The sequence below is a fragment of the Coprococcus sp. RTP21428st1_C9_RTP21428_210409 genome, from assembly GCF_040227395.1.
In the GTDB taxonomy this organism is placed as follows: domain Bacteria; phylum Bacillota; class Clostridia; order Lachnospirales; family Lachnospiraceae; genus Coprococcus; species Coprococcus aceti.
The window spans coordinates 4,065-16,957 of sequence record NZ_JBEHVV010000062.1; the positions used below are offsets into that span (position 1 = coordinate 4,065).

12 protein-coding genes and 1 riboswitch are annotated in these 12,893 nt (G+C 47.5%); all 12 genes read left to right on the top strand.

Features of this window, described 5'->3' with window-relative positions; translation table 11 throughout:
- The first annotated feature begins 2 nt into the window (after window positions 1–2).
- Entirely contained in the window at window positions 3–560 is a 558-nt protein-coding gene (locus ABUA34_RS11050) for a hypothetical protein (protein ID WP_349823303.1), read from the top strand.
- Window positions 561–572: 12 nt separating this feature from the next.
- Window positions 573–2,222, top strand: coding sequence for a vWA domain-containing protein (locus ABUA34_RS11055; RefSeq protein ID WP_055146937.1), 1,650 nt, complete (start codon window positions 573–575; stop codon window positions 2,220–2,222).
- A 94-nt stretch (window positions 2,223–2,316) separates the two neighbouring features.
- A riboswitch (FMN riboswitch) is annotated at window positions 2,317–2,444 on the top strand.
- 186 nt (window positions 2,445–2,630) lie between these two features.
- Window positions 2,631–3,779 (top strand): bifunctional diaminohydroxyphosphoribosylaminopyrimidine deaminase/5-amino-6-(5-phosphoribosylamino)uracil reductase RibD, encoded by a 1,149-nt coding sequence (ribD, locus tag ABUA34_RS11060; RefSeq protein ID WP_055223311.1) that lies wholly within the window; start codon window positions 2,631–2,633, stop codon window positions 3,777–3,779.
- A 24-nt stretch (window positions 3,780–3,803) separates the two neighbouring features.
- Window positions 3,804–4,487, top strand: a complete 684-nt coding sequence (locus ABUA34_RS11065) for a riboflavin synthase (protein ID WP_015533911.1) — start codon at window positions 3,804–3,806, stop codon at window positions 4,485–4,487.
- A 25-nt stretch (window positions 4,488–4,512) separates the two neighbouring features.
- Window positions 4,513–5,718 carry a bifunctional 3,4-dihydroxy-2-butanone-4-phosphate synthase/GTP cyclohydrolase II gene (locus ABUA34_RS11070; protein ID WP_349823304.1) on the top strand — a complete coding sequence of 402 codons (1,206 nt, stop codon included), beginning with the start codon at window positions 4,513–4,515 and terminating at the stop codon, window positions 5,716–5,718.
- A 56-nt stretch (window positions 5,719–5,774) separates the two neighbouring features.
- Complete coding sequence (gene ribH, locus ABUA34_RS11075; RefSeq protein WP_015533909.1) at window positions 5,775–6,236, top strand: 6,7-dimethyl-8-ribityllumazine synthase; 462 nt, start codon at window positions 5,775–5,777, stop codon at window positions 6,234–6,236.
- A 144-nt stretch (window positions 6,237–6,380) separates the two neighbouring features.
- Window positions 6,381–7,199 (top strand): Cof-type HAD-IIB family hydrolase, encoded by an 819-nt coding sequence (locus ABUA34_RS11080; RefSeq protein WP_022215913.1) that lies wholly within the window; start codon window positions 6,381–6,383, stop codon window positions 7,197–7,199.
- A 45-nt stretch (window positions 7,200–7,244) separates the two neighbouring features.
- Entirely contained in the window at window positions 7,245–8,066 is an 822-nt protein-coding gene (locus ABUA34_RS11085) for a DUF1189 domain-containing protein (protein WP_055146925.1), read from the top strand.
- Window positions 8,067–8,103: 37 nt separating this feature from the next.
- A complete protein-coding gene (locus tag ABUA34_RS11090; protein WP_349823305.1) occupies window positions 8,104–8,637 on the top strand; it encodes a CYTH domain-containing protein in 534 nt (177 codons plus the stop codon).
- Complete coding sequence (locus ABUA34_RS11095) at window positions 8,634–9,179, top strand: DJ-1 family glyoxalase III (RefSeq protein WP_022215915.1); 546 nt, start codon at window positions 8,634–8,636, stop codon at window positions 9,177–9,179. Before ABUA34_RS11090 ends, ABUA34_RS11095 begins: the two co-directional genes overlap by 4 nt.
- A complete protein-coding gene (locus ABUA34_RS11100; protein WP_349823306.1) occupies window positions 9,179–11,647 on the top strand; it encodes an ATP-dependent DNA helicase in 2,469 nt (822 codons plus the stop codon). Before ABUA34_RS11095 ends, ABUA34_RS11100 begins: the two co-directional genes overlap by 1 nt.
- 105 nt (window positions 11,648–11,752) lie before the next feature.
- Window positions 11,753–12,893, top strand: a 1,141-nt coding sequence (locus tag ABUA34_RS11105) for a UDP-N-acetylmuramoyl-tripeptide--D-alanyl-D-alanine ligase (RefSeq protein WP_349823307.1), incomplete at its 3' end; no start/stop codon positions are given.

Below are 12,893 nucleotides of genomic sequence, written 5' to 3' on the forward strand. Positions count from 1 at the left end.
ATATCATAGGCTTGATAATGTTCATACTGGCAATAGTAATGTTTGTGCTGGCTGATAGTATGGTGGGAATAGCTATAGGTGTTGTGATCAGTGTAGTGTGGCTGACATTCACCATAACAGCAAATGTACATATACTCAAGGGAAGACGCTCGACGGAGAAGCTCAAGGACAGTGCCAGGGGACATTTGTTTGATGCACAGATAGAGAGACTCAACAGACAGTATGAGAGCATAATGTCCAGGGAGGAATACTTCCAGGAGAATGTGGAGGAGGGCAGTGGTGTCCGCAATCTGTACGAGGATATAAAGCAGCAGGCACAGAGCAACATGGACAGTGCCATAGGCTTTATACAGACATACGATTATTACACGAGACCCCAGCCGGTATACCTCGACAATCTGTGCAGACAGGGCGACGAGCTGGTGAGAAAATTCAATATTCTGGTGGAGAAGATGGTTGATATTGACACCAACCTGAGCTCGCTGGATATGAAATATGTGGATGATGTCATAGAGTGCATGAATGGCATGAGGCAGGATGTCCACAGTCAGGGAATGTAAAAGGAGGAAGAAATGGATAAGAGGACAAAAGGATTAGTGGTAGTCGGAGTGCTGGTGATAATTGCGATGATCGCGGTCATTATCGGAATAGTCGGCAGGAAGGTTATCAACATAGCAGGCGGTGGAAATGGAGGATCATCAAGATCGGATATGACTCTTGATGAGTTATATGCGGATCTCGATGTAAGCGAAGCGACCCCTGTAAAGGGTACGGTCACTCTGGACACTCCGGATCTGTATGCGGAGCTGCCTGAGATAGACAAATATCCACTGGCAGTTGAGGGCAATGGAGACATAGATATAGAGATATTTACATCAGGTGAGAAGGCGGGAAAGGACAACGACTCATGGCTTATAGATGTTGCAAATTCCTTCAACGGTTCTGGTGTGAAGACAGCGGACGGCAAGTCGGTATCGATGAGCGTGAGATCAGTGCCATCCGGTACAGCCGCTGACTATATCATTTCCGGCAAATATCTCCCGGATCTGTACACCCCGAGCAACACCCTGTTCGGAGAGTATGCGATGTCGAACAGCGGCAGCCTTGAGCTTTACGCGGACAGACTGGTTGGAAATACAGCGGGAATCCTTGTGAAGAAGGACAGCGGTTACACTACTGCTGCCGATGCCATAAAGGCCGTTCAGGACAACAAGATCACCATGGGATACACGAACCCACAGACAAGTGCCACAGGACTTAACCTCCTGCTCACGCTGCTTCAGGACGGAGAAGATAACTTTACAAAGTTTAACTCAAACATACCATACGTTGCATATACAACACAGCAGATGAGAGATAGTGCATCAAACGGAACACTCGATGCTATGCTGTCAGAGTATCAGGCATATATCAATGACAGCAATCTCGTGTCAATGTATGATTTCATTGCATTTGGCGTGAGACATGACAATCCTGTATACATATGTAATAAGTCGGGAAAGTCTGCATCAGAGCTTGAGGCCATACAGCTCGTTGTGGATTACTGCAAGAGTGATGATATGCAGACGATCGCGACAAAGAAGGGCTTCAATGCCAACGATGATTATACTGCGACGGAAGAATTTTCCGGTGCACAGGTCACACAGGGTCTCAAGACATACAAGAAGACAAAGGATAACGGCAAGGACATCATCGCGGTGTTTGTTGCGGACTGCAGCGGTTCCATGGACGGAGATCCTATGAACCAGCTCAAGAACAGTCTGACAAACGGTGCGCAGTATATCAATGACAACAATTATGTTGGGCTTGTCAGCTACTCAAGCTCAGTTACAGTGGAGGTTCCGATCGCCCAGTTTGACCTGAACCAGAGATCATATTTCCAGGGATCGGTCAACAATCTGATGGCTTCAGGCGGAACGGCTTCGTATGATGCCGTTGTGGTTGCGATGAAGATGATAACCGATGCAAAGGCAGAGCACCCGGATGCAAAGTGTATGCTGTTCCTTCTCAGCGATGGATATGCCAATGTGGGATATTCCATGGATGAGATAACAAGTGCGCTCAGACAGTCGAACATACCTGTATACACGATAGGTTACGGCGGAGATGCTGACACGGATGAGCTTACAAAGCTCTCAGGAATAAATGAGGCGGCATCTATAAATGCGGACAGTGATGATATTATCTACAAGATAAAGAGCCTGTTCAATTCACAGCTTTAAAATTTATCGGTAAAATACATCATAAAAAACAGTTGCATTCCGTTGGCATATGGAATACAATATAGTCGTTTTTAAGAGACAACTGCATACGATGATAGATCTTCGGGGGTGAGTGCAATTCTCCACCGACGGTGTTAGGGAAACCTTAAGTCCGTGAGCCATGAGGCATGATCCGGTGTGATTCCGGGACCGACAGTATAGTCTGGATGAGAGAAGTATTATATATTCAGAACAGGGTATCTGATGGAAGTCCGTTGTGATGGATTTCGGTGATGGATACCTGAACAAGAGAAAACCCCGAAGTTATCTTCGGGGTTTTTTCTTGTGTTTTGAACAGATACTTCGGAGGCTTGAATGAGCAATATCCGATAGTCTGTCTGTAAAGGTATTAAGTAGGATGGTGGTCATATGGAAAAATATGATATAGATGATGAATTTGATCCGTCATATATGAGATGTGCCATAGAGCTTGCAAGGCGCGGCACTGGAGCAGTGAATCCAAATCCGCTTGTAGGTGCTGTCATAGTGAAGGATGGCAGGATCATAGGAGAGGGATATCATGTGAGATATGGAGAGCTCCACGCTGAGCGCGCAGCATTTGCCAGTCTTAAGGATCAGGCAGATGCCGAGGGCGCAGTCATGTATGTGACGCTTGAGCCGTGCTGCCATTTTGGCAAGCAGCCTCCATGTGTGGACGCGATCATAGAGCACAAGATCAGAAAGGTCTACTGTGGTTCCGATGATCCGAATGCCATGGTGGCAGGAAAAGGTTTTAAGAGACTGCGTGATGCCGGGATAGAGGTGTACACACACTGCCTCAAAGCCGAGTGCGATGCCATAAACGGTATTTTCTTTAAGTATATAGTAAATAAACAGCCGTATGTGACCATGAAATATGCCATGACCATGGATGGCAGGATCGCTACCCACACAGGGGCCAGCAAGTGGATAACCGGTGAGGCATCAAGGGCGTATGTCATGGAACTCAGAAACAGACATAAGGGTATTATGGCGGGCATAGGAACAGTGCTTGCGGATGATCCGATGCTGACATGCAGAATAGAGAAAAGCACGGACAGGGATACTGATAATGTCAGAAATCCGATCAGGATAGTTTGTGACAGCAAGCTCAGGATTCCGGAGGATTCACAGATCGTACAGACAGCCGGGGAGATAGAGACCATAGTTGCCACGACGGCAGCGGGAGCTTCAGACTCAGCAAAGTGTGAGAGACTCAAGGATAAAGGTGTAAGCATCATAGAGACCGAAGATGTGGATGGACAGGTGGATCTAAGGCAGCTCATGACGATCCTCGGCGGGAAAGGCATAGACGGAATACTGCTTGAGGGCGGCGGCGAGCTCAACTACAGCATGGTGTCTGAAGGTCTTGTGGATGAGGCATGTGTATTCATTGCCCCGAAGATATTTGGCGGCGAGGGCAAGTACAGTCCGGTATCCGGAACGGGTGTTGATGTTCCTGCGGATGCACATATGTTTGGACTTGACGAGGTCAGAAGATTTGATGAAGATGTGATGCTCAGATACAAAAAGGTTTAAGAACTTATAGAAAAGAGGTCATACATGTTCACAGGAATAGTAGAAGAGATAGGAACTATAAGAAAGATAGATAAAGGTGTAAGCTCCTGCAGCATCACGGTGCAGGCAGACAAGGTTCTCCATGGAAGCCAGGTTGGAGACAGTATAGCGGTAAACGGTGTGTGTCTTACTGCAACCGGCATATCGGGGAATATCTTTACTGCGGATGTCATGCCTGAGACTTTGAGACGAAGCGGACTTGGACAGCTTACCGGTGGCAGCAGGGTGAACCTTGAGCGTGCCATGGCGGCCGGAGGAAGATTTGGCGGACATATAGTGTCAGGACATATAGATGGAACCGGAACGATCAGAGAGCTCAAAAGGGAGGACAATGCAGTGTGGGTGACAATAGATTGTTCTCCGAAGATACTCAGATACATCATTGAGAAGGGCTCAATAGCCATAGACGGTATAAGCCTTACGGTTGCGTATGTCGATGATACATGCTTTAAGGTGTCGATCATTCCGCACACGGCGGGAGAGACGACGCTGCTGGATGGCAAGCCGGGCAAGGTGGTCAACCTTGAAAATGACGTGGTTGGAAAGTATGTTGAGAAACTGCTTATGCCATACAAAGGTGACGATACAGATGAAAAGCTTTCAAATGGAAATGCTTCAGATAGATCAGGACTTGATATGAAGTTTCTGGCAGAAAATGGATTTATGTAGACAGATATTTTAAGGAGGTAGAGTGATGAGTTTTGAATTCAACTCGATAGAGGAGATCGCTGCAGATCTTGAGGCGGGAAAGCCGGTTGTCATGCTCGACAACGAGGACAGAGAGAATGAGGGAGATGTAATCTGTGCAGCAGAATTTGCTACAACGGAGAATGTCAACTTCATGGCAAAGTGGGCGAGAGGTCTCATATGCATGCCTATGGATGCGTCATATGCGGATAAGCTGAATCTCCCACAGATGTGTATAACCAATACAGATAACCACTGCACAGCATTTTCAGTATCAGTGGATCATGTGGATACAACCACCGGAATCTCAGCCGAGGAGAGAGGCTACACAGCCAGAAAATTTGTGGATGAGAATGCAAAGCCGGATGACTTCAGAAGGCCGGGACATATGTTCCCACTTCAGGCAGTTGCAGGCGGAGTCATAGAGAGAAACGGCCACACAGAGGCTACAGTTGATCTTATGAAGGTTGCAGGACTTAAGCCTTGCGGACTGTGCTGTGAGATCATGAAGGATGACGGAACCATGGCGAGAAAGGATGACCTTGTGGAATTTGCAAAGGTTCATGGCCTTAAGATATCGACCATAGAGAAGCTTGTGCAGTACAGAAAAGAGCATGAAGTATTCGTTGAGTGCGTAGCCAAGGCAAAGCTTCCAACAAAGTATGGTGAGTTTACGATCTGTGGATATATCAACAAGCTGAACGGTGAACATCACGTGGCACTCACAATGGGTGATATAGCTGACGGCAAGCCTGTTCTCTGCCGTGTGCACAGCGAGTGCCTCACAGGCGATTGCTTCGGCTCACAGAAGTGTGACTGCGGACAGCAGCTCGATGCGGCCATGAAGGCCATTGCCAAGGAAGGCAGAGGCGTGCTCCTGTACATGAGACAGGAGGGCAGAGGAATCGGCCTTATCAACAAGATCAAGGCATATGCGCTTCAGGATCAGGGGCTTGACACCGTTGAGGCAAACCTCAAGCTTGGTTTCCCTGATGATGCAAGGGATTACACCATAGGAACACAGATACTTGTGGATCTCGGAATCAGACAGATCAGACTCCTCACCAACAATCCACTCAAGGTATACGGCCTTGCAGGCTACAATCTTGAGATCGTGGAGAGAGTTCCTATAGAGATAGAGCCAACCAAGTTTGACGCATTTTATCTCAAGACAAAAAAAGAGAAAATGGGTCATATGTTACACGAAGTCTAATATTTCATAAGGAGGGGCTGGGTAAGCTCCGATATAGAATAAGGAGGATAAATCAGATGAATAAGGTAGAAGGAAAGTTAGTAGCAAATGGAGCAAAGATAGGTATAGTAGCAGCGAGATTCAATGAGTTCATAGTTTCAAAGCTCGTCAGCGGTGCAGAGGATGCGCTTCTCCGTCATGATGTGAATGCAGACGACATCACAGTTGCATGGGTTCCGGGTGCATTTGAGATCCCTGTAATCGCAAAGAAGATGGCTGCAAGCGGCAAGTATGACGCTGTTATCTGTCTTGGTGCTGTTATCCGTGGTGCGACAAGCCACTATGATTATGTGTGCAACGAGGTTTCAAAGGGCGTTGCCTCAGTATCACTTGAGACAGGTGTACCTGTAATGTTCGGAGTTGTTACAACAGAGAATATCGAGCAGGCCATCGAGCGTGCAGGAACAAAGGCCGGCAACAAGGGTTATGACTGCGCTATGGGAGCTCTTGAGATGATCGACCTCATGAAGCAGTTGTAATGCAGACTGCAGAAAATGCGATATAATGAAGCATGCTGATGCATGCGCAGGTTATCAAGTGAAAATATAATGCGTACAGAAGATACAGGCACGTGTAGTTATAATACATGTGCCTGTAAATATATGACAGGATGGATATAATATATGAAAAGCACAGACAGGAAGATATTGTTCTTTGATATAGACGGAACGCTTATAACCGAGGACGGAAGGAGATACTTCCCGGACAGCGCAAGGCGTGCGCTGGCGCAGGCGAGAGCCAACGGACATCTGGTGTTCATCAACACTGGCAGGGTTTACTGTAATGTCACTGATGAGATCAAGGATGCGGGTTTTGACGGCTTTGTGTGTGGCTGCGGAACATCCATTTACTATGACGGCAAAGAGCTGTTCCACAATGATGTCAGCAGGGATGTGTGCAGGGATATAGCTTATGCATGCCGCAGATATGACATGTTTGGAATGTATGAGCACAGAGACAAGGTGTACGTGGACGGTCAGAACATGGGAAATGAACTCCTTGCAGAGATGGTCAGATACTTCCGGGCAAATGGAATATTTGTTGGGGAGGATGTGGACTCGGATGACTTTGAATTCGACAAGTTCTGCTGCTGGTTCGCGGATGACAATAAAAATGTTCCTGAGTTCCGCGCGTATGTATCACAGCATTTTGACTATATCGACAGAGGTTCAAATTTCTGCGAGATAGTTCCCAAGGGATTCAGTAAGGCGACAGGTATACAGTATCTTCTGGATTATTTTGATATTCCGCTTGAAAATGCATATGCATTTGGTGATGGCAACAATGACGCACCTATGTTATTATATTGTCCGAACAGCATAATCATGGAGAAGGGGCCGGAGGAGCTCAAAAGACAGGTTATGATGGTCACAGACGATGCGGAGAATGATGGAATATATAAGGCTATGGTGAAGCTTGGAATCATAGAGCCGATGGAATAGCTGGTTCATTTTGCCGGTCAATAATTATTAGAGTTGGAGATTTATATGGAAGAACAGGAAGAGAACAAGAAGGTGACGCTGCTCGATCAGTTGTCGATAGCGGTCAGCAGTCCGAAGAATTACAAACAACTGGTTAAGCTGAAGACGGGACGCCTAGTGTGGTTTGTGGTGATCATATCCTTTTTACTGGCATTTATAGAGTTTGGAATAGACGCCATATTCTGGGTTGGCAAGGTCGGAGGTCTGAGGAATCTCATAACAAATAAGATCCCGGCATTCACATATCATGACAATAAGCTCGACATGGAACACGATATGCAGCTTGAGATAGGAAATGCTACTCTGTACATCAACACGGAGAATGCGTCAGTTGACCTTGACTCCATGGAAACGGATGGAGTGTACATCGCCATAGGAAGTGAGAATATAGTCATGGGAATGGTCTCAGATGGCAAGGGCTATGATTACATGGAGACACCGCTCAAATACATGTTCCTGCCGGATGGCTTCAACAATAGCAAGCTGGCGGTACTGACACCGGTATTTTATATGTACATGGTGATCATGTTCATTGCGGTGATGGTGGCATCGGCGGGCAGACAGCTTCTCCTTGCGCTGATATTCAGTATAGCGGGCAATAGACTTGCAAGAATTCTCAACACGGGACTGTCCTACGGCAAGGTATTTACGATATGTGTCTATGCACAGACTCTGGCGGTGTTCATAATGTCGGTCAACACTGCTCTTGGATATCTGTTATCCTCGTTTGTTGTATGGATCATCGCACTTGTCGTGTCCATGGTATTTATGAACAAAGCTATAGGAAGCTATGTGAGTGGAGATATACCGCCGGGAGATGTGTTCTGATAAGGCGGCCATTTGGTTTGAATAGGTGGAGGCATATATGGAGATAGAGAGAAAATACCTTGTACATGAGATACCTGTCGATCTGACAAAATATCAGGTGAAGCACATGGAACAGATGTATGTGTCCGTGAAGCCGGTCATAAGGATCAGGAGAACGGACGACAGACGTGTGCTCACGGTCAAATCCAAGGGACTGCTCAGCAGGCAGGAATTCGAGATGGATCTGGACGAGGATGAATACAGAAATCTCAGATGTAAGGCAGACGGCAATATAATAGAGAAGGACCGGTATATAATACCGCTTTCCGATACAGACGGAACCTGTGGTGACAGTGAAGTGGACAGGAAATTGAAGATCGAGCTGGACGTGTTCGACGGGATATTTGGCGGACTCACCTATGCTGAGGTTGAATTCCCGGAGGAGAAATTTGCAAATACATTTGTGCCGCCAACGTGGTTTGGTAGGGATGTGACTGAGGACGGTATCTATCAGAACAGCGCCCTGAGCGGCATGGACAGACGTGATATAGACAGTTTTGTAAAGAGTGCGAATAAGGAGGAAAAGCGATGAAGGCAAGAGTTTTATTTGCAACAGGTTATGAAGAGGTAGAGGCTCTCACGGTGGTGGATCTCTTGAGAAGAGCCGGAGTTGAGTGCCTGATGGTGTCGGCTGACGATCTGGATACAGTGACAGGAGCGCGAGGCATGGAGGTCACGATGGATGAGAAGTTATCAGAGATCGATGACCAGTGCGATCTTGTAGTTCTTCCTGGAGGTATTCCGGGGGTTCCGAACCTCAAGGCAAATTCAAAGGTTCAGGCCATGGTCAAGGCACAGAATGACAGAGGCGGTTATGTGGCTGCTATCTGTGCGGGACCTACAGCACTTGGCGCATTTGGCGTGCTTGCGGACAAGAATGCAACATGTTATCCGGGATGTGAGGATCAGCTCATGGCGAAGCGCCACAGCACGGAGCCGGTAGTGGTGGACGGAAATGTGATCACCAGCAGAGGAGTGGGAACAGCCATAGAATTTGCACTTAAGCTGGTTGAGATACTCATAGACAGACAGACTGCGGACGATCTCGCAGAGAAGATAGTATATAAGAGATAATGAATATAAAAATATCAGTTAGGAGCCTGGTGGAATTCATCTTCCGCAGTGGCGATATAAGTGATAGCAGTAGTGGGACTCTGTCCAGAGAAGCGATGAATGCGGGTAGCAGGATTCACAGGAAGCTTCAGAAAAGGGCAGGGTCTCATTATAATTCAGAGGTGCCGCTCCGGTATACAGAGGAGCTTGGCGGACATCTGATAACTGTGGAGGGCCGGGCTGATGGAATCATAGACAGATGCGGTGGCGAACAGGAAGAGCCCGGGGATATTGACGACGGCTTTGACATGGCAGAGGGGTATGCTGTGGACTTCCATGACAGCGATGTGCTTATAGATGAGATAAAGGGCATGTACAGGAACCTCGATGACATGGAGAGCCCGCAGCGCGTCCACGTGGCCCAGGCGATGTGCTATGCGTATATATATTCAAAAGAGAATAATTATAGCTGGATAGATGTGAGGATAAGTTATGTAAACCTTGACAGCGAGAAGGAGAAGTTCTTCAGGCGGAGATATTCATTTGGCTATCTGGAGAAATGGTTCAGCTCAATGATGGCGGAGCTTTGCAAATGGATTGATCTGGTGGAAAAGCATCAGCTCATGAGGAATCAGTCCATCTCGGACATGGAGTTCCCATTTGAGTACAGGAAGGGCCAGAAGGAGATGGCTCTGTATGTGTACAGGGCTATTGAGCAGGAAAAACATCTGTATGTCCAGGCACCAACTGGAATCGGAAAGACCATGGCGGCGGTGTACCCGTCCATAAAATCCATGGTTCAGGGACATGTGTCGAAAATATTCTATCTGACAGCCAAGACCATAGCCCACACTGTGTCGAGAAATGCGGTGGAGCTGCTGGAGGACAGAGGTCTCAGGCTTAAGACTGTAATACTCACGGCAAAAGAGAAGATATGCTGTCAGGAACAGGTGGATTGCAATCCTGCGGTATGTCCGTATGCCGAGGGGCATTTTGACAGGGTAAATGATGCGCTGTACGACGTGGTATTACATGAGACGGTGGTTGACAGAGATGTGGAAATACGGTACGCACAGGCTCACAGAGTGTGTCCGTTTGAGTTGAGCCTTGATGTGAGTCTGTTTGCTGACATGGTGATATGTGACTATAACTATGTCTTTGATCCGAGGGCGAGCCTCAAGAGGTTCTTTGCGGCAGAGGGCGGTAAGCCGGGAGATTATGTATTCCTTGTGGATGAGGCGCACAACCTTGTGGACAGGGCTTCGTCCATGTACAGTGCGGAGATTGTGAAGGAGGACTTTCTGGAGCTCAAGAAGCTCACAGCCCAGTATGGCGGCCGTATGGCAAGACATATAGGAAGCTGCAACAGAGAGCTGCTTACGATGAAGAAGGAGATTCCTGAGGAGGGATACAGGGTGCTCTCGAGCATAGCACCTCTTCACCTGAAATTGCTCAGCCTCCATGAAGCAATACAGCTCTTTCTGGAGGAGCACAGGCAGATCCCGGAGAGAAAGGAAGTCCTGAACTTTTATTTTAATCTCACCTCATTTCTGAACATTGCGGAGATGATGGATGAGAATTATGTCGTGTATGACGAGATAAGGGATGACGGAAGATTTGTGGTGAGACTGTACTGCGTCAAGCCTGCAGTTAACATAAGAAACTGCTTGGACAAAGGGCTTGCCACGGTGTTTTTCTCGGCTACGATACTTCCTGTCAGATATTATATGGAGATGCTGTCGGACTGCCCGGAGGACAGGGCAATATACATCCCGTCTCCATTTTCTGCGGAGAACAGGAAGATAATGATAGCAAATGATGTCACGACCAGATACACGAACCGTAATGAGGCGATGTACAGGAACATTTACAGCTATATAGAGCGCGTGATAAGTGCGAGACCGGGCAACTATATGGTGTTCTTTCCATCGTATGCCATGCTGGAGAAGGTGCATGTGCTCACTGAAGAGCTTCCAGAGTCTCTTGGGGTGGAAGTTATAGCCCAGGAACAATACATGACGGAGAGCGACAGAGAGAGCTTCCTGAGGGCATTTGAGGAGAAGGACAATGTGCTGGCACTGTGTATCATGGGCGGAATATTCTCCGAGGGAATCGATCTGACTGGTGACAGGCTGATAGGAGCAATAATAGTCGGACCCGGTCTTCCCCAGGTGTGCACGGAGAGAAAGCTGATGATGGATTACTTCGACAGCAGAACCGCGGCGGACGAAAAAGAGGCTGCATCCGACAGGAATGGATTCAGATATGCGTACCAGTACCCGGGAATAAACAAGGTATTTCAGGCTGCCGGAAGAGTCATAAGGACGGAGACGGATCAGGGGATAATACTTCTGATAGACGAGAGATTTGCCACCAGGCGTTACACGGAGCTGTTTCCTGTGGAATGGAATGACAGCGTGATATGCAACATGCAAAATGTGGACGGGATCCTTGAACAGTTCTGGGATTATAAAAGTAAAGAGATTTAAATATACAAAAGCATAATACAGTGCTATAATGGACACCTGATGAAGCCGGAGCGGCGGTAAAGCCCGGTTGTATATATTTTATCAATATGAAAAAAGGGGATAGTGATGGTAGATATAACAGTAAAAAATATTCTGGAAGCTACAGGAGGCGTACTCCTCTGCGGAGATGAGAACACTGTTCTCACTGACATCTGTATAAACTCTAAGGAGGCCAAGGAGGGCGATCTGTTCGTGCCGATCATAGGAACAAGAACCGACGGACACAGATTTATAGAATCAGCACTTCAGACTGCAGCAGCCACACTCACATCGGAGCATGACAATGTTGTGGTGTCGGACAAGGCGTATATCAGGGTGGATGATACTGTTAAGGCATTGCAGGCCATTGGAAAGTATATAAGGAACAGATACGATATGCCTGTTGTGGCGGTTACAGGAAGCGTGGGCAAGACCACGACAAGAGAGATGATCACAGCGGCTGTCAGTGCTGGAATGAAGTGCTTCCACACAGAGGGCAATTATAATTCGGTGTACGGCGAGCCTATCACGGTGTCAAGGATGACAGACGAGTACGATGCGGCTGTTCTTGAGCTTGGAATCGGCGAGCCGGGTGAGATGGACATCCTCACTGATATAGCTCAGCCGGATATATGCGTTATAACGACCATAGGCGTTGCACATATAGAATATATGGGTTCACTGGAGAACACCCGCAAGGAGAAGCTCAGCATCATCAAGGGCATGGGCGAGAATGGAACACTGTATATCAACGGTGATGATCCTATGCTGTATGCGGTCAAGGATGAGATACCATGTAAGGTATACACATATGGCTGCGGCGAGGGCATGGACTTCAGAGCGACTAACATCCGCATGGAGGATGGATATTCTGTATACGATATGGTACATGGGGATGACGTTGTAACTGTCAAGGTAGGAGTGATGGGGCTGCACAACGTGCGCAATTCATTGGTGGCCATGGCTGTGTCGCATCAGCTTGGAGTTCCATATGAGAAGTCGTCGAAGGCATTTGAGAATTTCAGAGGCCTCAGACAGAAGGTCATCAAGCTTCCTGGCAAATACACGATCATAGACGATACATACAATGCAAGCCCTGATTCCATGAAGGCCAGCACCGATGTCCTCTGTGACATGAAGTGCGAGGGCAAGAAGTATATCGTGCTCGGCGATATGCTTGAGCTCGGAGAGAAGAGCGATGAGTACCACTATGAAGTTGGAGAGTATC

Excerpts from the sequence above, each read along its gene's own strand:
- ABUA34_RS11090 (WP_349823305.1), top strand. The coding sequence starts at position 8,104 with ATGGAGATAGAGAGAAAATACCTTGTACATGAGATACCTGTCGATCTG.
- ABUA34_RS11070 (WP_349823304.1), top strand. The coding sequence starts at position 4,513 with ATGAGTTTTGAATTCAACTCGATAGAGGAGATCGCTGCAGATCTTGAG.
- ABUA34_RS11095 (WP_022215915.1), top strand. The coding sequence starts at position 8,634 with ATGAAGGCAAGAGTTTTATTTGCAACAGGTTATGAAGAGGTAGAGGCT.
- ABUA34_RS11080 (WP_022215913.1), top strand. The coding sequence starts at position 6,381 with ATGAAAAGCACAGACAGGAAGATATTGTTCTTTGATATAGACGGAACG.
- ribH (WP_015533909.1), top strand. The coding sequence starts at position 5,775 with ATGAATAAGGTAGAAGGAAAGTTAGTAGCAAATGGAGCAAAGATAGGT.
- ribD (WP_055223311.1), top strand. The coding sequence starts at position 2,631 with ATGGAAAAATATGATATAGATGATGAATTTGATCCGTCATATATGAGA.
- ABUA34_RS11055 (WP_055146937.1), top strand. The coding sequence starts at position 573 with ATGGATAAGAGGACAAAAGGATTAGTGGTAGTCGGAGTGCTGGTGATA.
- ABUA34_RS11085 (WP_055146925.1), top strand. The coding sequence starts at position 7,245 with ATGGAAGAACAGGAAGAGAACAAGAAGGTGACGCTGCTCGATCAGTTG.
- ABUA34_RS11065 (WP_015533911.1), top strand. The coding sequence starts at position 3,804 with ATGTTCACAGGAATAGTAGAAGAGATAGGAACTATAAGAAAGATAGAT.
- ABUA34_RS11100 (WP_349823306.1), top strand. The coding sequence starts at position 9,179 with ATGAATATAAAAATATCAGTTAGGAGCCTGGTGGAATTCATCTTCCGC.